This is a genomic window from Roseibaca calidilacus, assembly GCF_001517585.1.
GTDB classification, from domain to species: domain Bacteria; phylum Pseudomonadota; class Alphaproteobacteria; order Rhodobacterales; family Rhodobacteraceae; genus Roseinatronobacter; species Roseinatronobacter calidilacus.
In genome coordinates, this window is record NZ_FBYC01000004.1 from 2,109,732 (window position 1) to 2,130,384 (window position 20,653).

The window sequence follows — 20,653 nt, forward strand, 5'->3', positions numbered from 1 at the left end:
TTTTTCATGTCACACGCCCAGAAGGGTGGGCAGGTCATCCATCCTGCGGAACAGTTGCGCGCCCTCTGCCGCCAGTTTCGTGCCGTCCCCCTCGGGCGCATAACCGAAACAGCGCATCCCGGCGGCCCTCGCGGCCCGCGCGCCGGTGGGGCTGTCTTCAATCACGACGCAAGCGTCGGGCGTATGGCCCATGGTCTTGGCCGCGTGCAGGAACAGATCGGGCGCGGGTTTGGGGCGGGCAACATCGGTTGCCGCAAAGACGTTGGACGTGAAGCGCGCCGCAAGTTCCGGGTGCTGGCCCAGAGTCGCGCGCATTTTCACATGCCGCCCGTTCGACCCGATGCAATAGGGGATGGTGGCCGCCTCCAACTGCTCCAGAACACCGACAATACCGGGGATCATCGGGGTGCCCTCTGCCAGCTTGTCGCAGATGCGCGGGTAGAAATTCTCAACCCAATCCTCTGGCAAGGTCGCTCCCAATTCGCGCGCCCGCACCGCGACACCGGCGATGGTGCCGCCCACGAAAAGCCCCATGATCTGGTCCAAAGGCAGGTCCAGCCCATGCGCCGCCATCTCATCGCGTAGGAAGCTGTTGGTGATGATCTCTGAATCCACCACGACGCCGTCGCAGTCGAAAATCACAAGCTGCGGGGTCATGGGGTATATTCCAACATAGTGACATGGGTGTCGCCGTAACGGCGCTGGTCGATCAGGGCGAAGCCTTGGGGCGCAAGCTGCGGAGTGCTTTCTTCCCAGACAATGCGCGCGCCGGGGGCCAGCCAGCCGCCTGTAACGGCCGATGCCAAAGCCTGCGCGCCCAAACCCTTGCCATAGGGCGGGTCCATGAACACAAGGCCAAAGGCTGCGCCATGGTTTGCGCCCAAGGTGGTGGCGTTGCGGCGGAACACCTTGGTGCGGCCCATGGCGCGCATCTTCTCGATATTCTCGCGCAACAATGCGCGGGCGGCGGCCCCGTCATCTATGAAGCAGGCGAAGGACGCGCCGCGCGACAGCGCTTCCAGCCCCAACGCCCCCGTGCCCGCGAACAGGTCGAGCACGCGAATACCGTCCAGCGGGATCGCGTCCGCACCGTTTATCAACAGGTTGAACATCGCCTCGCGCACGCGGTCGGATGTGGGGCGCAGATGCGCCTGCGCATCGCCCGCGCCGACATCCGCCAGTTTCAGGCCACGCGCGCTTCCGCCAACGATCCTCATGCGCGCAAAAGCGCCTTGAGGTCGGTCGCGGGATCCACCAGCGCCGCCGGGTCAGGGGTGATCCCCTGCTCGATCATTCGTTTGCCGACCATGTAGGCACGCGGATCGCCCAAAGCATCGACCGAGATCAGCCGCGCACTTTTGAAATACCAATGGCTGCGCGCACCCGCATCGCGAACGATCACTTGGTCATATCCAGCATTCAGCCCCGCGATTTGCAGCTTCATGTCGTATTGGTCCGACCAGAACCACGGCATGGGCACATAATCGCGCCCAGCGCCCAGCATGTTATCGGCCACGCATTCGGCTTGGTCGATGGCGTTCTGCACGCTTTCCAACCGCAACCGCCCGCCCTGCCACGGGAAAGACGCGCAATCGCCCGCCGCCCAAATGGCCGGATCGCTGGTTCGGCCCTGCGCGTCGGTGGCAATGCCGTTGTCCAGCGTCAGCCCGGCGGCTTCGGCCAGATCGGTCGCAGGTGCGATCCCAATGCCGACAATCACGAAATCGGCGGGCAACTGCGTGCCATCCGCCAGCGTCACGCCTGTTGCGCGATCATCGCCGTCGATCCGGGCCAAAGCGGTATCCGTCAAGATACGCACGCCATGGCGTTCGTGCAGCGCGTGGACGGCTTCGGCGGTTTCAACCGCAGCAACACGCGCCAGAATACGCGGGGCCATTTCAAGCACTGTCACGTCCAGCCCGCGCTTGGCGGCAACCGCCGCCGCTTCCAGCCCGATATAACCGCCACCCACGATGACCACGCGCGCGCCTTGGCGGAATTCAGACGCCATAGCATCGACATCGGCCAGCCCGCGCACGGTATAAACACCGGGCAAGTCGCCGCCTATCGCGGCAGGCAAGCGGCGCGGGATGGACCCGGTGGTCAGCACCAGCGCATCATAGGGCAGTGTTTCGCCCGCCAGATGGACAAGCCGCGCGCTTCGGTCCAGCCCGGCCACGCGCGCACCGACTCGCAAGTTAACCCCCTGATCGGCATAGAAACTTTCGGGGCGCAGGAACAGGCGTTCCATGTCCATCTCGCCCAGCAGGTAGGCCTTGGACAAGGGCGGGCGCTGGTAGGGGGGCACGGGTTCCTCGCCCAGCAGCGTGATCGCGCCGTCGAACCCCTTGGCCCGCAGCCGCGCCACCAAAGATGCGCCGGCCTGACCAGCCCCCACAACGACGATATTCTTCATCCTGCCCCCACTGGCCATGTTGCGCCTGCATCCTATATGCCGGGTCAGAGGAAAGACAACCAACAGAAGGGACAGGACCATGACAATCAAACCCGGCGACACGCTGCCAGATGCCACGTTTTCACGCATGGGCGCGGACGGGCCGGAACAGGTCGCACTTGGCGATCTGACAAAGGGCCGCAAAGTGGTGCTGTTCGCCGTGCCCGGCGCATTCACCCCGACCTGCCATTCGGCGCATGTGCCCAGCTTTATCCGCACCAAGGACGAATTCGCGGCAAAGGGCGTGGATGAGATTATCTGCCTGTCGGTCAACGACCCGTTCGTGATGAAAGCCTGGGGTGACGCAACGGGGGCGGCAGAGGCTGGGCTTACCCTATTGTCCGATGGCACCGGCGCCTTCACCGCTGAAATCGGCATGAATTTCGACGCGCCGCCCGTTGGCCTGATGCGGCGTTCCAAGCGCTATGCAATGCTGGTCGAGGATGGGGTGGTCAAGCTGCTTCATGCCGAAGAAAGCCCCGGCACCTGCGACGTCTCGGGTGGCGAGGCGCTGCTGGCGGCGATGTAATGGCGGATGGCGGGGCGCTTTCGGTCACGCTTGTCGCGTCGCTGAACGAGATCGCAGCGCAGGATTGGGATGCCTGCGCCTGCCCGGAAGCTGCGACAGGCCGCCCCGCCGATCCGTTTACCACCTATCGCTTCCTGCACGCGTTGGAAGCGTCCGGGTCCGTCGGCACCGGCACGGGGTGGGAGCCGCGTTACATCACCGTCGAACAGGACGGGGCGTTGATTGCGGTCGCGCCCCATTATGTGAAATCGCATTCTCAGGGCGAATACATTTTTGACCATGCCTTTGCCCAAGCCTACACGCGGGCAGGCGGGCAATATTACCCCAAGCTGCAACTGGCTGTGCCATTTACCCCTGCCACTGGCAAACGGTTTCTGTGCAAACCGGGGTATGAGGAACCGGGCACCGCTGCCATTTTGCAAGCCGTGGCGCAGGTTGCGCGCGACAATCGGCTGTCCTCGGCGCATGTGACCTTTTGCACCGCAGAGGAAGCCGCGCGCGGGGCCGAACACGGGTTCCTGCACCGGGTAACGGAACAGTTCCACTGGGAGAACCAAGGCTATTCCAGCTTTGACAGTTTCCTTGCCGCGCTGTCCTCGCGCAAGCGCAAGACCATCCGCAAGGAACGCGCCACTGCCCAAGCCTTTGGCGGCGTGATCCGCGCCTATACCGGCGACGATCTGCGCCCAGAGCATTGGGACGCGTTCTGGCAGTTTTACCAAGACACCGGCGCGCGCAAATGGGGCACGCCCTACCTGACGCGGGCCTTTTTCGACACCGTCCAAGACACGATGCGCGACGACGTGCTGCTGGTGATGGCCGAGCGCGACGGCACCCCGATTGCAGGCGCGCTGAACTTTATCGGGCGCGACTGCCTTTATGGCCGCTATTGGGGCTGCCTAGACGATCATTCCTGCCTGCATTTCGAGTTGTGCTATTATCAGGCCATGGATTTTGCCATTGAACACGGTCTGGCACGGGTCGAAGCCGGGGCGCAAGGCACGCATAAACTGGCGCGCGGCTATATGCCAAGCGAGGTGCATTCGTTGCACCATTTCCCCGAACCGGGCTTTCAGCAAGCCGTCGCGCGCTACCTGCGCGAAGAACGCGCAGCGATTGACTACGAAATGTCGGCGCTGGCAAACTTCGCACCCTTCCGAAGAAGCTAGGAGGATATCATGGCACAGAAACTGACCGACCGCGCCGCGCTGGACCCGCTTTTGGCCAATGGCTGGGCGCTGGTTGACGGGCGCGACGCGTTGGAAAAAACCTACACCTTCGCCAATTTCATCGACGCCTTCAGCTGGATGACCCGCGCGGCCATCGTGGCCGAGAAGATGAACCATCACCCGGAATGGTTCAACGTGTACAAGACCGTGCGCGTTACGCTGACCACGCATGACGTGGGCGGGCTGAGCGATCTGGATGTGACGTTGGCGCAGAAAATGGACAAGCTGGCGGGGTAACATTCCCCCTCGCCAATCCGGGTTTTTGGCCCTAGTGCGGGGGCCATGAGCGATCACACAATATTCATGGCCTGCCTGCCGGGGTTTGAACCGCTGCTTCTGGCAGAGGCGCAAGGCTTGGGGCTACCCGGTGCAACGGCGCTGCCCGGCGGGGTGGAATTTACCGGCGGGCTGGCGGAAGTTGCCCGCGCCAACCGCGAAAGCCGCTTGGCCAGCCGGGTTATGCTGCGCATCGGTGAATTCCGCGCAATGCATCTGGCGCAATTGGACAAACGGTTGCACAAGCTGCCTTGGGCCGAGTGGCTGCGCCCCGATGTGCCTGTGCGGGTCGAGGCAAGCTGCACGCGCTCGCGCATCTACCACCAGAAAGCGGCGGCAGAGCGTTTGGAGCGCGCGATTGCCGACAGCGTGGGCGCGCCCATTGCGGCGGATGGGCTGCGCGTGATGCTGCGAATCGACGATGATCTGGCGACCATCTCTGTCGATACCTCGGGCGAGGGGCTGCATAAACGCGGCTTCAAGCAATTCACCGGCAAAGCCCCCTTGCGCGAAACCATGGCCGCCGGGTTCCTGCGGCAGATGGGCTATGACGGAACCCAGCCGGTGCTGGACCCGATGTGCGGGTCGGGCACGTTTCTGCTAGAAGCCGCCGAAATCGCCGCCGGGCTGCCCCCCGGTCGCGCGCGTAGCTTTGCCTTTGAGCAATTCGCCGGGGTGCGCAGCCTAACTGCTGCGCCGGACATCTCTCATCCGCCGGTGCTGCGGTATTACGGGTATGATCGCGACCAAGGCGCGATTCAGGGTGCCCGCGCGAATGCCGAGCGCGCAGGTGTGGCGGATTGGACCAGCTTTGCTTGCCAGCCCATCAGCGCGCTGACCCGGCCCGATGGCCCGCCCGGTCTGGTCATGGTCAACCCGCCCTATGGTGGCCGGATCGGCAATATCGGCCAGCTTTACGGGCTGTATGCCAGCTTGGGCAAAGTGTTGACGGAACAGTTTCAAGGCTGGCGCGTCGGGCTGGTGACGACGGATGCCAAGCTGGCCCATACCACCGGCCTAAAACTGGACGGCGGCCCGCCGATTCCGCATGGCGGGCTAAGGGTGCGGCTATTTCAATCCGGGCCGCTCTGACCGTTGCGATTGCACTGGTCAAAGCCCATATTCCAGAGTATAACGCTCGGGAATGGGATGATCCGATGCAAACACTTCGCCAGTTCGACACGAATCCACAACCGCAGCGCAGTGATGCCGCCCTGACATTGTTGCGGGTTCTGATGCGCACCTGTCGCGCCAAAGCCCGTATGCCGGTGCTTGAAGCCTGCGCATTGTTGCACCATAGCCCGGCGCAATCGGCGCAGGTCTATGCAGACGCCTTGCTGCGTGCGCTGGTGCAGGCGCTGCCCAAGCCACCAGTCATTCACACCGTCGCCGCCGCAGAACGCTCTTTCGATGAAGATTGGTTGCTGGCGCTTCTGTCCGCCATCACCCGCGAGGACCACACAAGCGCGACTTTCCTGCTGCGTGCCCGCCTACCCTTGCATTACCGGCGCTCTGTCGGCTGGCTGGCTGCCCAGCTTGCCGCGCGTTTGGACGAGGATGAGACCTACAAATTCTCTCGGATTTAGAATATTTCTAAAAACCTCTTGAATGCGTGCGCGGTTCCGCCTACCTTGTTGGAAGCGGGCCGCCAGCTATGCGCCAGCCAGTCCCGCGCCCAATTCCAATTTATGACAGGAGGGTTGCGCATGACCCAGACAGCCGCTCAATTGACCACATCCGCCCAAGAGGCGATTTGCGACGCGCTGACGCAAAGCGTGGCCGAAACCGCCGTAACAACCATGTTGGCACAGAATTTTCACTGGAATGTCAAAGGTATGGCTTTCGGCCCCCTGCATGACCTTTTCCAGAAAATCTACGAAGACCACTTTGAAGCGCAAGATGATCTGGCCGAGCGGGTCAAAATTCTGGGTGGCCATGCCGAAGGTCGCCTGTCAGAAATGCTGAAGCGCTCCAAGGTTGCAGAGCATGACGGGCACGCCTCTGCCGAGGATATGATCCGCATCTTGGCCGACGCACAGGAAACCCTGGCCTCTACCTTGGCAGGCACCGCTGCCGTTGCCGAAGAAAACGGCGATATGCTGACGCAGGATCTGGCCATTTCGCGCGGTCAGGTGCACGAAAAATTCGCTTGGCTGCTGCGCGCGCATCTGGGTTAAATCAAACCAGCGCCTTGACACCCTTCTTGTCGCAGCGCTTGCGATAGGCGACAGGCCAGTGCGAATACTTGCCCAGATCGCTTTGTTGATGCACCAGCATGTCCAGAAAGGCATGCTGGTGTTTTTCTTTCTTCAACTTCTTGAACAGCGATTTCTGATCCTTGGTCATCGAACAGCCAATGCAATGGCCTTCGCGCTTGAACTTGCACACACCGATACAGGGAGAGGGGATTTTGCTCATTTCAGGTCCGGGCTTGGCGTTGCGATAACGCGGGCTGGGGTTACTTGGTCAGGATCAATTTGCGACCGCGCGTGATGCGCAGGGTATAGATTTGCCCGTCCAGCAGGATTGTCGCGGTGCTGCCCTTCGCGGTCAGGTCTTCGGCCTGATGCACAGGCAAGGGTGCTTCAGTCCCTGCGGCAGATTTTTCATCGTTTACCATACCGCACCATGGGCGGCAGGGATTTGCGTTTGGCTGGTCATGGTGGCACGGCTGACTGATCTGAATGTGCGCCGGGCTATCTTGGTTGGCTAGGCAAGCTCTTATCTGACAAGTTCTGTCGGAATAGTCAAGCCTAGCCTTGGATGGGGTGGAAGGCCAGCAACAGCGCCATGGCCAAACCCAGCAGCACCAGCGTTTCGACCACGACAATCGCCATATGCCCCGGCCCAACCGCAGCAAGTGCTTTCAGCGAGGTTTTGACGCCCAATGCCGCAATCGCGGTTACAAGGCAGACACGGGACAGGGTGTTGACCTGCTCGACCAAGATCACAGGTAATTCCACCACGCTGCCCAAACCAACAAGCGCCAGAAACAGCACCATGAACCATGGCAAAAGCGCCACGCGCCCGGTGCCCTGCCCTGCCCCGCTGGCGCGCAGCACCAGCCCGATCACGATCAGCACCACAGGCAGCATGGCCACCCGAAACAGCTTGGTGATGGTCGCGGTTTCGCCTGCCGTATCGGACACCGTAAAGCCCGCGCCAACGACCTGCGCCACGTCATGGATGGTGGCCCCGATCAGGAAACCCTGTTCCACCTCGGTAAAGCCCAAGCCGCCGAACAGCAGTGGGTAAAGGACCATGGCGATGGTCGACAGCGCGGTCACGGCCATGACCGTAAACAGCGTATTGCGTTCGGTCTTGTCATTATGCGGGATGACGGCGGCAATGGCCAAAGCGGCAGAGGCCCCGCAAATCGCCACCGCCCCACCCGTCAGCAACGCAAAGCGCCATTGCCGCTTGAACAAAGGGGCCGCAATGAACCCGGTGGCAATGGTGGCCGCGATCAGCCCGACCAAAAGCGCCGCGCCGGACAGCCCGATCTGCGCCATATCGTCCAGCGCAATTCGGATCCCCAGCAACCCCACCCCCAGCCGCAACACGAATTTCGCGGCAAAATCAACGCCCGGACCACAAGGGCCGTCCGTGTGCATGAAGTTGAACGCCATCCCCAGCAGCAGCGCGAACAGCATGACCGGCGCACCGTAATGCGCGCCAAGGAAACTGGCCGCCGCGGCGATGGTGGCGCTTAGCATCAGCCCCGGCAGAAGCGGCTTTGCACGGGCGGTCAGGTCGGTCAGCTTGGGCATGGTGGTCTTTCGCATAAAAAAGGGGCGCACGAATCTGCGCGCCCCCATTTGGTTTTGCCCCGATCAGGCCGAGCGGTAAAGCTTGGTCATCGAGAATTCGCGGTGGCCCAGCGCCTCGGCGCAGGTCAGGCGGCCATTGGCGGTGCGCTTTATCATCTCGATCAGGCTGTCACCCGCCTGGTCGATGGTCATGTCGCGCCGCAACACACCGGTCACATCCACGTCAATATGTTCGGACATGGTGCGCAGGGTGCGCGGGTTGCCCGATATCTTGATAACCGGCACAATCGGGTTGCCAACCACGTTGCCCTGCCCCGTGGGGAAGGTGTGGATGACATAGCCCGCCGCCGCCATCAGCGTCACGCATTCCGCCGCGGCCGATGACGTGTCCATGAAATACAGCCCCGCGCCCTTGGCCGGTGCCTCTGCCGGTTCCAGCACGTCAATATAGGTGCTGGTGCGGCCAATTTTCTCAAGGTTGCCCAGCGCCTTTTCCTCAATAGTCGAAAGGCCGCCCAGAATATTGCCCTTGGTCGGCTGGCTGTCGGACAGATCAGAGGTCTTGAACTGTTCGATCACGTCATCGGTATAGGCCTGCCATGTTTTCATGAACTTGGCCGCCGCTTCCGGATTCGCTGCGCGCTTCTCGCAGATATGTTCCGCCCCGGTGATTTCCGAGGTTTCGCCGAACACGCCATACAACCCATGCGGCAGCAGCTTGTCATACATGTTGCCAACCGTGGGGCAGGAGGACAGGCCGGTGGTGGTGTCGGATTCGCCGCATTTGGTGGACACCCACAGATCGGTCACGGGGCAGTCTTCTTTCTGAAGCTCTGTCGCCCATTGAACGTATTCCTTGGCCTTCCAGCTTGCCCGGCGGATGGTCTCGAAATCGCCGTTCTGTTCAATCCAGAACCCTTCGACCGGCTTGCCGGTCTTGGCAATGCCATCAACGATGATCTTGGTCCATTCCGGTTCAATCCCGATGACGACCACAGCCGCCACATTGGGGTTGGCCCCGGTGCCGATGATGGTGCGGAAATGCAGGTCCAGATCCTCTCCGAACTGCAAGCGCCCATAAGCGTGCGGAATGGCCATGGTGCCCTTGACGTTATTGGCCACAGCTTCACAGGCCGCGTTGGAAATGTCATCCACCGGCAGGATCAGGACGTGGTTGCGCACACCCACACGGCCGTTTTCACGGCGCCATGCCTTGACCGTATCTTGAGAAAAATCGAATGCCATGGTCGGTCCCCCTTACCAGCGCTTGGTTTTCATGTTGTGGGTGTGGACATGGCCGCCAATCTCGGCGCTGCCCACCATGCGGCCAATATCTTCACCGTATTTGATAACGGTGTCGCCCTCGGCCAGATCCTTCAGCGCAACCTTGTGACCGATGGGAATATCGGCCTTGGCGGTCAGGCGGAAATCAGAGTTATCCTCGGTGCAGACGCATAGCATGTCGGTGCCGGCGGTCAGCCCCTCGACCACGACAACGCCGACATTGTCGACCTTGTCATGGACAAGCAATTGGGGGTGGGTGTTTGCGGTCATGTCCTCTCTCCCTTTTAGATGAGGTGTCTAGCCACGGGCGAGGCCCGTGAGCGTGTCGTAAAGCTGTTGCGAAATCTCGATCTGCGCGGCGCGGGCGGCGCGGTCCGCCATGCGGCGGGCACCGGGCAGGCGCGCGCTGTCCTGTGCCTCTATCGCGGTGAACATGGCTTCGGCCCGGTCCGTGAAACCGGGGCCAAAGCGCGCAGGGTCCAGCACCAGCATGAAATGCGCAAGATTCGGGGCTGGCCCTTTGTCATCGAAGAGCGAGCTGGCCTGATAGGCGAAATGCGCACCCGCAAGCCCTGCGGTCAGCAATTCCACCATCAGCGCGAGCGCCGCGCCCTTGGCCCCACCCGACGGCACCATCGTGCCCGCCATAGCGGCATCGGCATCTGTGGTCGGGTTGCCATCCACATCCAGCGCCCAGCCTTCGGGAATGGGTTGGCCCGCCTTTTGCGCCAGCATCACCTTGCCGCGCGCGACATGGCTTAGCGACAGGTCAATCAGCAGCGGATCGCCCTGCGCGCGGGGCGCGGCAAAGGCGATGGGATTCGTGCCATAAAGCGGTTTGTTGCCGCCCCAAGGGGCCATGGCAGCGGGTGCATTGGCGAAGGCCAGCGCGATCAACCCTTCGCGGGCGAAAGGTTCCACCGCCTGCCCGGCCACCCCGAAATGGTGCGACCGCGTCACGCTGACCACGGCCACGCCCAACTCGCGCACCACATCGCGCGCGGCCAGGGCAGCAGCGTCGATCGCGGCAAAGGCCAGCCCGAACCCTGCATCCACCCGGATGACCGCGCCGTCGCGTGTGACGGTCGGGGCCGCATCCGCCACCACCTTCCCCGTCACCATTTGCGCAGCATAAAACGGCGCGCGGGCCAACCCATGCGAGGGCAACCCCTCTTGCTCTGCCATGACCAGGGCGCGCGCTGCGTGCTCGGCCAGAGGCGCGGGCATTCCTGCTTTGCCGAACACGTCAACCACCAACTGGCGCGCATCTACAAGGCTGATCGTGGTGGTTGCCATGGAGGATCGGTCCGATTCTGGTGCTGTCATTCTCTCGCTTCACTTCTATATAGTTTATATGATAAAGTAAGGTCAATGCCCTTACCGCTTTCCCGTTGGGTTTTCCGATTTTTACGGGTAAATACATGAAATCGTTTTATTCGGAGGTGTCCATGTCCCTGCGCCCAGTATCCCAGCCGCTTCACCAGCAGTTGCGCGATCTTATGCTGGCACGCATCGAATCCGGCGAATGGTCGCCGGGCACTTTTCTGCCGTCCGAAACACGGCTGGCAGAGGAATACGGCGTCGCGGTTGGCACCCTGCGCAAGGCGCTCTTGGACATGGCTGCCGAAGGGCTGGTGCAACGCAGGCAGGGCAAAGGCACGGTTGTGTCCAGCCACGACAGCGACGCAGTGCTGTTTCGCTTCTTCAACCTGCGCCGCGTCGATGGCACCACCTTTCACCCCGAAAGCCGGGTGCTGGACCGCGCGCGCCGCACGGCCACCCCAGAGGAAGCCGCCGCTCTGGGTCTGGCCACGGGGGCCGACATCCTCTGCATCACCCGCGTGCGCGATGGCGACGGGGTGCCGCTGATTTATGAACAGATCGTGCTGGATGCCGCGCGCTTCGGCAGCTTGCTGGCAACGCCCGACCCTCTGCCAAACACGTTGTATCAGCTATACCAGACCGAATTCGGCGCAAGCGTGTTTCGCGCCTTGGAACAGGTCACGGCTTGTGCGGTAGATGCCGATTGCGCGCGTGAATTGGGGCTGGCGGCAGGCACCCCCATTCTGCGCGTGCACCGGGTTGCGGTAGATTATAACGGTGCACCGCTGGAATTGCGTGTGTCCTACATCAACACCGGCGCTGTGCATTACCATGCCGAAGTCTGATCCGATCATCTATGTCGATGCAGACGCCTGCCCGGTCAAATCAGAGGTCGAGCGCGTCGGCACAAGGCACCGGGCGCGCATGGTGATCGTCTCGAACGGCGGGATACGCCCGTCGCAAAACCCGCTGGTGGACACTGTGATCGTCAGCGCAGGTGCCGATGAGGCCGACAAATGGATCGCGGATCGCGCCGGGCCGGGGGACATCGTGGTCACGTCCGACATTCCGCTGGCCGCCAAATGCGTGGCGGCGGGCGCGCAGGTTTTGCGCCATGACGGGTCGGAATTGTCAGAAGCCAATATCGGCAGCGTGTTGGCCACGCGCGACCTGATGGCTGATGTGCGCGCCGCCGACCCGTTCCACCAAGGGCGCGGGCGCAGCTTTTCCAAGGCCGACCGCGCGCGGTTTCTGGACGGTCTGGAGCGGGCCATGCAACGGGCCAAACGTGCCTGAGCCACCTCAGACAACTTGCAATACGATCTTGGCCGCATTCACGCGGCCTGCGTCCAGATCGGCAAAGGCTTGCGCGCCCTCATCCAGCGCGCGAGTTTCGACCCAGCCCAACGCGCCCAAGGCCCCTGCCCCAAGGGCTGCCAAGGCATCGGCAAAGTCTTGCGGCGTGTAGCAATAAGACCCTGTCACGCAGATCTCCTGTAGCGTGATGCGGCGAATGTCATAGCCCTCTTGCCCCGGCAGCAGGCCCACATGCACGATCACCCCGCCGGGCCGTACTAGGCGCGATGCATCGGCGCGGGTGGCCGCAGCGCCCACCGCGTCAATCACCAGATCGAAGGCATCTGCGCCGGGGTCATGGCTGGTGGGGTCGAACGTCTTGATCCCCGCTTCCGGCGCAAGGGTCGCGCGGCGGCCTGCATGGGGTTCGGCCACATGAATGCTGGCCGCACCCATATGCCGCGCAACCAAAGCCGCGGCCACGCCAATTGCACCCGCGCCTTGCACCAGCACGCGCGGCTCCGTTTGCCCCAGCCGTTCCAACCCGATCCGCATGGCGTGCCACGACACGGCGACGGGTTCGGCCAGCGCAGCGTCACGCATCGACAGGCCATCGGGAATGGGCAGCAGGTTGCGTTCGGGGATGGTGACATAATCCGCGAAAGCGCCGGGGCGCGGCGGCATGGAGATGATCGCGCGGCTGGGCGACAGATGCGGGCGGCCCGCTTTCACCGCCGGGCAATCGGGGTCCACCACCAGCGGGTTTATCGCCACCGCCTGCCCCTTGCGGGGGCCGTCTGCGACGATCCCTGCCGCCTCATGCCCCAGCACCAAGGGCGCGGGGCGGCGGTCGTCATGCCCGTGATACGCGTGCATGTCGGACCCGCAAATGCCCACGGCATGAACCGCGACCAGAACCTCGCCCGCCGCAGGCACCGGCGCGGGCAGGTCGGTCAATTCCATCTGGTTCGGCCCGGTATAGAGTAACGCGCGCATGGTCTGTCCTTATTTCGCAGTAAAGCCGCCATCGACGAAAAGCGTCTGCCCGGTAATGTATCCCGACGCGTCCGAGCATAGGAACACAGTCGCCCCGTGCAGGTCTTCCAGCGTGCCATTGCGCCCGATCGCCGTGCGCGCGGCATTTGCGGCAGCCAGATCCGGGTTGCCAAAGACAGGTGCTGTCAGCGGTGTGGGGAAAAACCCCGGCGCGATCGCGTTGCAGGTGATGCCTTGGCCCGAGAATTCCTCTGCCATGGCGCGGGTCAGTTGCACAACGCCCCCTTTGGCCGCCCCATAGGGCGCGGAATTGGCGAAGGCACGCACCGATTGCAGGGACGCGATGTTCAGCACCCGCCCCCAACCGCGCGCAGCCATACCCGGCGCCAAATGCTGCACCAGCAAGAACGGCGCGCGCAGGTGCAGCGCCATGTGCAAATCGAACGCCTCTGCCGTGACCTGCGCGTAAGGTTCGCGCAGGTTGACCCCGGCGGCATTCACCAGAATGTCCACCTCGCCCGCCGCGTCGGCCAGCCCCGCCAGCGCGGCAGGGTCGGCCAGATCGGTTGGGTGGGCGCTGGCCGCGATACCGTCAGCGGCCAGTTCCGCCACCGCCGCATCCAGCTTATCGGGCGCGCGGGCAGCAAGGACGACCGATGCCCCGGCCAACCCCAATGCGCGCGCCATAGCCAGACCGATGCCGGAATTTCCGCCCGTCACCAACGCGCGCCGACCACTCAGGTCGAACAAATGCGCCAGACGCATCAGACAGACTCGACCGGCGCGCCAAGGTCGAAATTATGACCGGGGTAGTATTTGGCCAAGCGCACATCGGCGGTGCGGGCATGCGCCTCCATCCCCTCCAACCGCGAAATACGGGCGGTGCGGATGCCCAATTCCTTGCTGGCCGCGCGGTCGGCTTGCTGCCATGTCAGGGGTTTCAGGAATTTATGCACCGACAGACCGGCCGAATATTTGGCGGCGTATTTCGTGGGCAGAATGTGGTTCGGGCCGGAACACTTGTCGCCATAGGCGACAGTGGTTTCCTCGCCCACGAACAGACTGCCGTAATTGGTCAGGTTCGCCATCCACCAGTCCAGATCGGTGCAATGCAGTTCCAGATGCTCGGACGCGTAGACATCCGACACCTCGACCAATTCCTCGCGGGTATCGCACAAGATCACCTCGCCATAGTCGCGCCATGAGGCATCTGCCGCTTCGCGGGCGGGTTCGGGCAGGGTGGCGATCAATTCGGGCACGCGCGCCATGACGGATTCAGCCAAAGCCTTGTCATCGGTGAACAGCCATGCGGGGGATTCGTGGCCATGTTCGGCCTGCCCCACCAGATCAACCGCGACGATTTCGGGGTCAGCCGCCCCATCCGCGATGATCCCAATTTCGGACGGGCCGGCAAACACATCAATCCCCACTTTGCCGAACAGGGTGCGTTTGGCTTCGGCCACGAATTTGTTGCCCGGCCCAACGATCACATCGGCGGGCTTGCCGGTGAACAGCCCATAGGCCATGGCGGCAATCGCCTGCACGCCGCCCAAGGTCAGAACAATATCCGCACCCGCTTCGCGCATGGCGTATAGCACATAGGGGTGCATGCCCCCCCCGCGGTAAGGGGTAGAGCAGGCGATTACGGTTTTCACGCCCGCAGCTTTGGCAGTCGCCACCGACATGCAGGCCGACGCGATATGCGCATACCGCCCCGTCGGCACATAGCAGCCCGCCACGTTGCAGGGCACCCATTTTTGCCCGGCAGTCAGGCCTGACGGCATGGTCATTTCAAAATCCTTGACCGAGTCGCGTTGCGCCACAGCGAAGGTGCGGACCTGTTCGACCGCGAAAGCGATGTCTTCTTTCACCTGATCGGGCACTTCGGCGGCGCGGGCGTCCATCTCCTCTCGGGTGACAAGGATCGCGCCATCCCATTTGTCCAGCACTTTGGCGTAATGCTTGACCGCCGCTTCGCCCTCGGCCTCTATCCGGGCCAACATTTCGTTCACCACGCGCTGCGCTTCGGCAGAATTGGTTTCCGGCGTCTTCTCGGCTTTTTTCAGATAGGTCGTCGCCATCTGTCTTTCCTTTGTCTTGGGTTGGGCAGCCGCGCTCAGCGCAAGAGCGGCGGCAAGAAGGTTGTTGAAATCGCAGGGATGAAGGCGATCATCAGCACGACCACCAGCATCAGAACCATGAAGGGAATGGCGCGATAGGCAATTTTCAGGATTGATTCGCCCGTCAGCCCGGACACCACGAACAGGTTCAGCCCCAAAGGCGGGGTAATGAACCCGACCCCCAGCGTGGTGATCATCATGATGCAGAATTGCACATCGTTCATGCCGATTTCCTGCGTCAGCGGGAACATCAGCGGCGCAAGGATCACGATATTCGGCGTCGTTTCCATCACGCAGCCCGCGATGATCAGGATCGAGATCATCAGCAAGATGATGATGACCGGGTTTTCCGACACCGTGGTCATGGCGTAAACAAAGCCCTGCGGCACACCGATGACGGCCATGGCCTGCGACAACGGCAGCGAAAACGCCACGATGGGCAGGATCACACCGTTGACCTTCGCAGAAGAGATCATCATCGACGGGAAATCCGAAATCTTCAGCGTGCCCAGCAGGAACCCCATGGCGATGGTCACGCTGACGGCGGCAGCACCGGCTTCGGTTGGCGTAAGACGACCAGAGAAGATGCCGTAAAAAATGATGCCGGGGATCATGAAGGCATACCAGCCCTTGCCCAGCACACGGCCCAAGTTCGCGGCCCATTCGCCAAAGCTCATCAACTGCCCTTCGGCCTTGGCCATCTTGCGGCTGACGATGATGTTGGTGACAAGGATCGACAGCAGGATCAGCAGGCCCGGAATGATCGCCGCCTTGAACAGCGTGCTGGCCGATATGCCCAGCACAAGGCCGATAACGATATAGGCAATCGAGGGCGGGATCAGGATGCCGGTGCAGGCACCCGACGCGACCAGCGCGCAGGCATAGGGGCGGGAATAGCCTGCCTCCACCAGCCGGTCGATTGTCATGCGGCCCACGGCAGCAGCACCCGCCGCATCCGATCCCGAGATGGCAGAGAACATGCCGCACACGAGCACCGTCGCAGAGCCGAAGCCACCGCGCGCCCAGCAGGTCAGCGCATCGGCCACGTCCAGAAACTTGCGCGACAGGCCGGTGCGCACCAAAACGTCACCCGTCAGGATGAACAAGGGCACCGCCGTCAGCGCGAAATGGTCAATACCGCCGAACAGCGTTTCGCCCACGACGCCAAGGGGCAAGGCCTGCGACATATACAGAATGCCGATAGACGCCACACCGATACAGGCCCAGATCGGCACGCCCAGCGCGATCAGCACGAAAAAGACGATCAGCGGCAGGTAGAAATCCCAGCCCAGTTCGACCGTAAATTGTTCCAGTGTCCACTGCATAGCGGCCCCCTCAGTCGAACAGTTTTTCGCCGGTGAATGGCGGCTCATCGCGGCGCAGCGTGCCGATGTCGCGCCAGATGGATTGCAGCAATCGCGCCGTGACCATGCTGAAGCCTATCGGTACCGCCAGCAGGAAATAGACCTTCGACACGCGCAGCCCGTCAGTAACGGACCCAAACCGCATAGAGGTGTCGACCGCGTGCCACGACCAGATGACGACGGCCACCGCCACCGCCAGCATGATCAGGTCGCCCAACAGATACAGCAGCGTCTGCGCGCGGTGCGGCAGCGCGTGAAAAATCACGTCAATGCGGATATGTGCGCGGTCCTTGATCGCTGCCGAAGCCCCGATCCAGACAAGGTAGATAAAGGAATACCGCACCAGTTCTTCGCCCCAGATAGACGAATAGGACAGAACTTCGCGGCGGATCACCTCGACCACCATGGTGGTGACAAGCAGGATGTAGAAGAAAAGCAATGCCCAGCGTTCAGCATTGCGGTCCAATGCGCGCAGCATGGCCGGTCCCTTTCGGTCGGTATCTGGTCAGATAAGGCGCACCGCCGGGCCAGATGGCCCGGCGGGCAACAGGCCTTTAGGCGTCATCCACCGGAATACCGGCATAGGTCTCGGCCGCTTCGGCCAGCCCGTTGAACGTGTCCATGTCGCCTGCGAGTTCCATTTTGAAACTGTCCCACTCGCTGCGCTGGTAGCCCACGGTTTCGCGCCATTCGTTCAGCTGGTCTTCGCTCAGGCTGTGGAATTGCACGCCCGCCTTGCGCATTTCGGCCATGGCGTAGTTGCGCGCCGAAGGCACCTTGGCAAGGTTCTGCATCATGGTGATGCGGCCTGCTTCCTCGATTCCGTCTTGGACATCGGAGGGCATGGAATTGAACCATTCAAGGTTCATCGAATAAACTTGGCTGTCCGGCACCGGCTGGTTGAAAGTGACATGGCTGAGGAGGTCGCGGAAGCCAAACACGTTCAACGCGCCCACGGACGGGTCAAGCGCATCGGCTACACCCTGTGTGATCGCCGACGGCGTTTCGCCCCAAGCAACCGGCGTCGGGTTCGCACCCGCCATCGAGTAATATTGCTGCAACATCAGCGAACCGGGGACGCGGAATTTCACGCCACGCAGGTCGGACGGCACCAAAGCAGGGTTTTCGATTCCCTTGCGCAGGGCAACCACACGCGGGTCGATGACAATGTAGAACAGGGGCTTGAAGCCGCGCTCTTCGACCTTGGGGTGAACGTTATTGATCCAGGCTTCCGAATTCACAAGGTTCACGAAACGCTGGTTCGACCCGCACAGATAGGGAAGGTTGATCAGGTCCGTGACAGGCGCAAAAGGCGCAAAGTTGGCAAGCGAGTGCTGCGCGCATTGAATTGCGCCATTCTGCACGCCGCTGACCAGTTCACCCTCCGACCCAAGCTGACCGCCCGGCGCCAGCCGGACATAGACCTTGCCGTTGGTGGCGTTCTGGATGTTTTCCTTTAGATCCAACTGCATGATCGGATAGCTGCGGGTCGCGCCAAGCACATAGGCGGTGGCAATGGTCATGACATGCTCTGCTGCAGCCTGACGCTCGCGTTCTTCAGCGGCGGTTTGCGCTGCCGCCTCGGACGACCACAGCGTGCCCGCGGCCCCCGCAACCACGGCGGCGGTAAAGCTGCCCGTGGTGGCAAGCTTCAGGAAATTGCGCCGCTCTGCGCTTTGCAGTTCTGTCCGTGTTGTCTTATCCGTCATGACCTGTCTCCTCCCTAGATGTTGGTCAGTTCTTCTTGCGCTTGCGCGCTTCACGCCCAAGGCTGCCAGCGGCAAAGCAAAGCACCGAAATGGCTAGCAAAATTGCTTCCATGCGAACATTCAGGATCGGGCTGCGCGTGCTGGCGGCATAGATCACATGCCCGAAATACCCCGAAAACAGCACCAAGGATGCCAGCAAAGCCAGATTTTCCCATCGTGACATGACGCCTCTCCCCATGCGTTTCATGCAAGCCTCAGGGCTTTTGTAAACGCTTACATAGGCAACGGCGCGAGTCAAATCATTTCTGTATAGTTTATATAAAATAATTGAACGCGCAGAGGCGAACGTGCTATGTAAAATTTACATTCCACACAGAACACATGACAAAACGCACCAAACCCACGCTGATCGACATTGCCGCCGCTTGCGATACATCCATCGCCACTGTTTCGCGTGCCTTGTCGAAACCGGGCCTTGTGCAGCCCGAAACGCTGGAGCGCGTGCGCAGGGTTGCCGCCAGCATGGGCTATGTGCCCAACCGCCGCGCACGCGCGCTTGTGTCGGGGCGGTCGAACACGGTGGGTGTGGCGGTGCCAACCCTTGCCAGCCCGGTCTTTTCGGCGACATTACAAGAAATGCAGAAAACGCTGTCGGCCAATGGCTACCAGTTGCTGATCGCTTCGCATGAATACGACCCTGCGGCAGAGGCGGCCGCCTTGTCGCAACTTATCTCGCACGGGGTGGATGCGCTTGTGGTGGTGGGGGGCGCGCGCCCGCAAACCACATGGGCTTTGATCGACAGCGCCGAATTGCCCTTGGTGCAGCTTTGGGAAGGGCGCGAGGGCTTTGACCGCGTGTTAGTGGACAATCATCACGCCGGGGAATTGGCCGCGCAGCACCTACTGGACCTTGGGCATTGCCGCCTTGGCGTGATTTGTGGCGACATGGCGATCAACGACCGGCAAGCGGCGCGGGTGGCGGGCATTCGTGCTGCACTGGCACGCGCGGGGCTGGATTTGCCGGATGCGCTGGTTTCAGAACAGCCCCCCAATGTCATGGCCGGGCGCAGCGGTTGCGCCGCAATTCTTGAGCAGGCCGCGCGCCCCACTGCCATCATCGGCACCATGGACCTGCTGGCCATGGGCGCGATGTTGGAAGCGCAGGCGCGCGGCATTGCGGTGCCGAGGGCCTTGTCTTTCATCGGGATCGACAATATCGACGTCAGCGCACATCTGTCCCCGGCCCTGACCACGGTGGACATACCCGCAACCCGGATCGGTGCCGAAGCCGCCGCCATGGTGTTGCGGCGGCTAAGCGGACAGGTCACGGAATGTGAACGGCTGGTGTTGCCGGTCATCCCGGTCATCCGCGCCTCTACGGCCGCCTACCCCATACGTTCAGACGCATAAGACCCCGGAGAGGCCGGGAACACCACCGTTTTATTCCCGTTCAGGAACACCCGGCGGTGAATATGCGCATGGATGGCGCGGGCCAGAACCTGGCTTTCGACATCGCGCCCAAGGCTGACATAATCGCTGGGTGACTGGGCATGTGTCACGCGCACGATGTCTTGTTCGATGATCGGGCCTTCGTCCAGATCGGCGGTCACATAGTGAGAGGTCGCGCCAATCAGCTTCACCCCGCGCTCAAAGGCCTGCTTGTAAGGATTCGCGCCCTTGAAGCTGGGCAAAAAACTGTGGTGGATATTAATGATCCGGCCCGACATTTTCTGGCACATCTCGTCCGACAGAACCTGCATGTAGCGCGCCAGCACGATCAGCTCTGCGCCGGTCTGTTCGACCACTTCCATGATGCGGGCCTCTGCCTGCGGCTTGTTGGCCTTGGTCACGGGGATGCAATGGAAGGGTATGTCGTGGTTCACGACGACCTTCTGGTAATCCATGTGGTTCGAGATGACCGCCACGATGTCGATGGGCAGCGCGCCGATGCGCCAGCGATAGAGCAAATCATTCAGGCAATGCCCAAAACGCGACACCATGATGATGACCTTCATGCGCGCGGCTTCGTCATGAAAGGCATAATCCATCCCGAACGGCTCTGCGATCGGGCCAAACGCGGCTTGCAGATCGTCCAGACCCGAACCGGTTTCACTGTCAAAACTGACACGCATGAAGAATTTGCCGGTTTGCATGTCATCGAATTGCGACGCATCGGTAATGTTGCACCCCTGCTCGGCCAGAAAGCCTGCAATGGCGGCAACAATCCCGCGCGCGCGGGTGCAGGTGACGGTCAGGGCGAATTTGGGCATGGGGTCTGTCCTTCAAAAATGCCCCCGGCGAT

General features: G+C 62.0%; 26 protein-coding genes. 9 read left to right on the top strand and 17 right to left on the bottom strand.

Going from position 1 to position 20,653, the window contains the following annotated elements:
• Positions 1-9 precede the first annotated feature (9 nt).
• Genes AWT76_RS13910 through AWT76_RS13920 form a run of 3 tightly spaced genes read right to left on the bottom strand, consistent with a single transcriptional unit; the run spans position 10 to position 2,416 of the window.
• Positions 10-657 carry an HAD-IA family hydrolase gene (locus AWT76_RS13910; protein ID WP_072246874.1) on the bottom strand — a complete coding sequence of 216 codons (648 nt, stop codon included), beginning with the start codon at positions 655-657 and terminating at the stop codon, positions 10-12.
• The gene (rsmD, locus tag AWT76_RS13915) at positions 654-1,217 is read right to left on the bottom strand and encodes a 16S rRNA (guanine(966)-N(2))-methyltransferase RsmD (protein WP_072246875.1); all 564 of its coding nucleotides are present in this window, start codon (positions 1,215-1,217) and stop codon (positions 654-656) included. Before rsmD ends, AWT76_RS13910 begins: the two co-directional genes overlap by 4 nt.
• On the bottom strand, positions 1,214-2,416 hold the full coding sequence (locus AWT76_RS13920) for an NAD(P)/FAD-dependent oxidoreductase (RefSeq protein WP_072246876.1): 1,203 nt from the start codon (positions 2,414-2,416) through the stop codon (positions 1,214-1,216). The genes rsmD and AWT76_RS13920 overlap by 4 nt, the downstream gene beginning before the upstream one ends.
• A gap of 79 nt (positions 2,417-2,495) precedes the next feature.
• Here AWT76_RS13920 and AWT76_RS13925 point away from each other — a divergent pair, with 79 nt between their 5' ends.
• The 6 genes from AWT76_RS13925 (at position 2,496) to AWT76_RS13950 (ending at position 6,666) form a co-directional block, all read left to right on the top strand.
• Positions 2,496-2,984, top strand: coding sequence for a peroxiredoxin (locus tag AWT76_RS13925; protein WP_072246877.1), 489 nt, complete (start codon positions 2,496-2,498; stop codon positions 2,982-2,984).
• Positions 2,984-4,153 (top strand): GNAT family N-acetyltransferase, encoded by a 1,170-nt coding sequence (locus AWT76_RS13930; RefSeq protein ID WP_072246878.1) that lies wholly within the window; start codon positions 2,984-2,986, stop codon positions 4,151-4,153. Before AWT76_RS13925 ends, AWT76_RS13930 begins: the two co-directional genes overlap by 1 nt.
• A 9-nt stretch (positions 4,154-4,162) precedes the next feature.
• Positions 4,163-4,450 carry a 4a-hydroxytetrahydrobiopterin dehydratase gene (locus AWT76_RS13935; RefSeq protein WP_072246879.1) on the top strand — a complete coding sequence of 96 codons (288 nt, stop codon included), beginning with the start codon at positions 4,163-4,165 and terminating at the stop codon, positions 4,448-4,450.
• 45 nt (positions 4,451-4,495) lie between these two features.
• Positions 4,496-5,581, top strand: coding sequence for a THUMP domain-containing class I SAM-dependent RNA methyltransferase (locus tag AWT76_RS13940; RefSeq protein ID WP_072246880.1), 1,086 nt, complete (start codon positions 4,496-4,498; stop codon positions 5,579-5,581).
• Positions 5,582-5,646: 65 nt separating this feature from the next.
• Entirely contained in the window at positions 5,647-6,075 is a 429-nt protein-coding gene (locus AWT76_RS13945) for a hypothetical protein (protein ID WP_072246881.1), read from the top strand.
• 120 nt (positions 6,076-6,195) lie between these two features.
• On the top strand, positions 6,196-6,666 hold the full coding sequence (locus AWT76_RS13950; protein ID WP_072246882.1) for a Dps family protein: 471 nt from the start codon (positions 6,196-6,198) through the stop codon (positions 6,664-6,666).
• Between the two features lies 1 nt (position 6,667).
• Here the strand turns inward: AWT76_RS13950 and AWT76_RS13955 are convergent, their stop codons facing one another.
• From AWT76_RS13955 to AWT76_RS13980, 6 genes are all read right to left on the bottom strand, one after another.
• Complete coding sequence (locus AWT76_RS13955) at positions 6,668-6,907, bottom strand: DUF1289 domain-containing protein (protein WP_072246883.1); 240 nt, start codon at positions 6,905-6,907, stop codon at positions 6,668-6,670.
• A gap of 40 nt (positions 6,908-6,947) precedes the next feature.
• Positions 6,948-7,109, bottom strand: coding sequence for a hemin uptake protein HemP (hemP, locus tag AWT76_RS13960; RefSeq protein WP_072246884.1), 162 nt, complete (start codon positions 7,107-7,109; stop codon positions 6,948-6,950).
• Between the two features lie 133 nt (positions 7,110-7,242).
• Entirely contained in the window at positions 7,243-8,259 is a 1,017-nt protein-coding gene (locus AWT76_RS13965) for a YeiH family protein (RefSeq protein WP_072247731.1), read from the bottom strand.
• Positions 8,260-8,322: 63 nt separating this feature from the next.
• A complete protein-coding gene (locus tag AWT76_RS13970; RefSeq protein ID WP_072246885.1) occupies positions 8,323-9,504 on the bottom strand; it encodes a UxaA family hydrolase in 1,182 nt (393 codons plus the stop codon).
• A 12-nt stretch (positions 9,505-9,516) separates the two neighbouring features.
• Positions 9,517-9,813 carry a UxaA family hydrolase gene (locus AWT76_RS13975; RefSeq protein ID WP_072246886.1) on the bottom strand — a complete coding sequence of 99 codons (297 nt, stop codon included), beginning with the start codon at positions 9,811-9,813 and terminating at the stop codon, positions 9,517-9,519.
• 27 nt (positions 9,814-9,840) lie between these two features.
• A complete protein-coding gene (locus AWT76_RS13980) occupies positions 9,841-10,869 on the bottom strand; it encodes an Ldh family oxidoreductase (RefSeq protein ID WP_218055482.1) in 1,029 nt (342 codons plus the stop codon).
• A gap of 122 nt (positions 10,870-10,991) precedes the next feature.
• On the opposite strand from AWT76_RS13980, the gene AWT76_RS13985 reads away from it, so the two are divergent.
• Both AWT76_RS13985 and AWT76_RS13990 read left to right on the top strand, forming a co-directional pair.
• On the top strand, positions 10,992-11,711 hold the full coding sequence (locus AWT76_RS13985; protein ID WP_072247732.1) for a GntR family transcriptional regulator: 720 nt from the start codon (positions 10,992-10,994) through the stop codon (positions 11,709-11,711).
• The gene (locus tag AWT76_RS13990) at positions 11,698-12,162 is read left to right on the top strand and encodes a YaiI/YqxD family protein (protein WP_072246888.1); all 465 of its coding nucleotides are present in this window, start codon (positions 11,698-11,700) and stop codon (positions 12,160-12,162) included. Before AWT76_RS13985 ends, AWT76_RS13990 begins: the two co-directional genes overlap by 14 nt.
• 6 nt (positions 12,163-12,168) lie before the next feature.
• Here the strand turns inward: AWT76_RS13990 and AWT76_RS13995 are convergent, their stop codons facing one another.
• From AWT76_RS13995 to AWT76_RS14025, 7 genes are all read right to left on the bottom strand, one after another.
• Positions 12,169-13,158, bottom strand: coding sequence for a zinc-dependent alcohol dehydrogenase (locus AWT76_RS13995; protein WP_072246889.1), 990 nt, complete (start codon positions 13,156-13,158; stop codon positions 12,169-12,171).
• Positions 13,159-13,167: 9 nt separating this feature from the next.
• Positions 13,168-13,923, bottom strand: a complete 756-nt coding sequence (locus tag AWT76_RS14000; RefSeq protein WP_072246890.1) for an SDR family NAD(P)-dependent oxidoreductase — start codon at positions 13,921-13,923, stop codon at positions 13,168-13,170.
• Positions 13,923-15,239, bottom strand: a complete 1,317-nt coding sequence (gene hisD, locus AWT76_RS14005) for a histidinol dehydrogenase (RefSeq protein WP_072246891.1) — start codon at positions 15,237-15,239, stop codon at positions 13,923-13,925. The genes AWT76_RS14000 and hisD overlap by 1 nt, the downstream gene beginning before the upstream one ends.
• Positions 15,240-15,274: 35 nt before the next feature.
• Complete coding sequence (locus tag AWT76_RS14010; RefSeq protein ID WP_072246892.1) at positions 15,275-16,603, bottom strand: TRAP transporter large permease; 1,329 nt, start codon at positions 16,601-16,603, stop codon at positions 15,275-15,277.
• A gap of 10 nt (positions 16,604-16,613) precedes the next feature.
• Positions 16,614-17,120, bottom strand: coding sequence for a TRAP transporter small permease (locus AWT76_RS14015; protein WP_072246893.1), 507 nt, complete (start codon positions 17,118-17,120; stop codon positions 16,614-16,616).
• Between the two features lie 76 nt (positions 17,121-17,196).
• Positions 17,197-18,351, bottom strand: coding sequence for a TRAP transporter substrate-binding protein (locus tag AWT76_RS14020; RefSeq protein ID WP_072246894.1), 1,155 nt, complete (start codon positions 18,349-18,351; stop codon positions 17,197-17,199).
• A gap of 25 nt (positions 18,352-18,376) precedes the next feature.
• Positions 18,377-18,574, bottom strand: coding sequence for a hypothetical protein (locus AWT76_RS14025; RefSeq protein ID WP_072246895.1), 198 nt, complete (start codon positions 18,572-18,574; stop codon positions 18,377-18,379).
• A gap of 158 nt (positions 18,575-18,732) precedes the next feature.
• Between AWT76_RS14025 and AWT76_RS14030 the strand changes: the two genes are divergently transcribed.
• Positions 18,733-19,761 (top strand): LacI family DNA-binding transcriptional regulator, encoded by a 1,029-nt coding sequence (locus tag AWT76_RS14030; protein ID WP_072246896.1) that lies wholly within the window; start codon positions 18,733-18,735, stop codon positions 19,759-19,761.
• Here the strand turns inward: AWT76_RS14030 and purU are convergent.
• On the bottom strand, positions 19,737-20,621 hold the full coding sequence (gene purU / locus AWT76_RS14035) for a formyltetrahydrofolate deformylase (RefSeq protein ID WP_072246897.1): 885 nt from the start codon (positions 20,619-20,621) through the stop codon (positions 19,737-19,739). The two genes, AWT76_RS14030 and purU, sit on opposite strands and share 25 nt — an antisense overlap.
• Positions 20,622-20,653 lie beyond the last annotated feature (32 nt).

Excerpts from the sequence above, each read along its gene's own strand:
- AWT76_RS13910 (WP_072246874.1), bottom strand. The coding sequence starts at position 657 with ATGACCCCGCAGCTTGTGATTTTCGACTGCGACGGCGTCGTGGTGGAT.
- rsmD (WP_072246875.1), bottom strand. The coding sequence starts at position 1,217 with ATGAGGATCGTTGGCGGAAGCGCGCGTGGCCTGAAACTGGCGGATGTC.
- AWT76_RS13920 (WP_072246876.1), bottom strand. The coding sequence starts at position 2,416 with ATGAAGAATATCGTCGTTGTGGGGGCTGGTCAGGCCGGCGCATCTTTG.
- AWT76_RS13925 (WP_072246877.1), top strand. The coding sequence starts at position 2,496 with ATGACAATCAAACCCGGCGACACGCTGCCAGATGCCACGTTTTCACGC.
- AWT76_RS13930 (WP_072246878.1), top strand. The coding sequence starts at position 2,984 with ATGGCGGATGGCGGGGCGCTTTCGGTCACGCTTGTCGCGTCGCTGAAC.
- AWT76_RS13935 (WP_072246879.1), top strand. The coding sequence starts at position 4,163 with ATGGCACAGAAACTGACCGACCGCGCCGCGCTGGACCCGCTTTTGGCC.
- AWT76_RS13940 (WP_072246880.1), top strand. The coding sequence starts at position 4,496 with ATGAGCGATCACACAATATTCATGGCCTGCCTGCCGGGGTTTGAACCG.
- AWT76_RS13945 (WP_072246881.1), top strand. The coding sequence starts at position 5,647 with ATGCAAACACTTCGCCAGTTCGACACGAATCCACAACCGCAGCGCAGT.
- AWT76_RS13950 (WP_072246882.1), top strand. The coding sequence starts at position 6,196 with ATGACCCAGACAGCCGCTCAATTGACCACATCCGCCCAAGAGGCGATT.
- AWT76_RS13955 (WP_072246883.1), bottom strand. The coding sequence starts at position 6,907 with ATGAGCAAAATCCCCTCTCCCTGTATCGGTGTGTGCAAGTTCAAGCGC.
- hemP (WP_072246884.1), bottom strand. The coding sequence starts at position 7,109 with ATGGTAAACGATGAAAAATCTGCCGCAGGGACTGAAGCACCCTTGCCT.
- AWT76_RS13965 (WP_072247731.1), bottom strand. The coding sequence starts at position 8,259 with ATGCCCAAGCTGACCGACCTGACCGCCCGTGCAAAGCCGCTTCTGCCG.
- AWT76_RS13970 (WP_072246885.1), bottom strand. The coding sequence starts at position 9,504 with ATGGCATTCGATTTTTCTCAAGATACGGTCAAGGCATGGCGCCGTGAA.
- AWT76_RS13975 (WP_072246886.1), bottom strand. The coding sequence starts at position 9,813 with ATGACCGCAAACACCCACCCCCAATTGCTTGTCCATGACAAGGTCGAC.
- AWT76_RS13980 (WP_218055482.1), bottom strand. The coding sequence starts at position 10,869 with ATGACAGCACCAGAATCGGACCGATCCTCCATGGCAACCACCACGATC.
- AWT76_RS13985 (WP_072247732.1), top strand. The coding sequence starts at position 10,992 with ATGTCCCTGCGCCCAGTATCCCAGCCGCTTCACCAGCAGTTGCGCGAT.
- AWT76_RS13990 (WP_072246888.1), top strand. The coding sequence starts at position 11,698 with ATGCCGAAGTCTGATCCGATCATCTATGTCGATGCAGACGCCTGCCCG.
- AWT76_RS13995 (WP_072246889.1), bottom strand. The coding sequence starts at position 13,158 with ATGCGCGCGTTACTCTATACCGGGCCGAACCAGATGGAATTGACCGAC.
- AWT76_RS14000 (WP_072246890.1), bottom strand. The coding sequence starts at position 13,923 with ATGCGTCTGGCGCATTTGTTCGACCTGAGTGGTCGGCGCGCGTTGGTG.
- hisD (WP_072246891.1), bottom strand. The coding sequence starts at position 15,239 with ATGGCGACGACCTATCTGAAAAAAGCCGAGAAGACGCCGGAAACCAAT.
- AWT76_RS14010 (WP_072246892.1), bottom strand. The coding sequence starts at position 16,603 with ATGCAGTGGACACTGGAACAATTTACGGTCGAACTGGGCTGGGATTTC.
- AWT76_RS14015 (WP_072246893.1), bottom strand. The coding sequence starts at position 17,120 with ATGCTGCGCGCATTGGACCGCAATGCTGAACGCTGGGCATTGCTTTTC.
- AWT76_RS14020 (WP_072246894.1), bottom strand. The coding sequence starts at position 18,351 with ATGACGGATAAGACAACACGGACAGAACTGCAAAGCGCAGAGCGGCGC.
- AWT76_RS14025 (WP_072246895.1), bottom strand. The coding sequence starts at position 18,574 with ATGTCACGATGGGAAAATCTGGCTTTGCTGGCATCCTTGGTGCTGTTT.
- AWT76_RS14030 (WP_072246896.1), top strand. The coding sequence starts at position 18,733 with ATGACAAAACGCACCAAACCCACGCTGATCGACATTGCCGCCGCTTGC.
- purU (WP_072246897.1), bottom strand. The coding sequence starts at position 20,621 with ATGCCCAAATTCGCCCTGACCGTCACCTGCACCCGCGCGCGCGGGATT.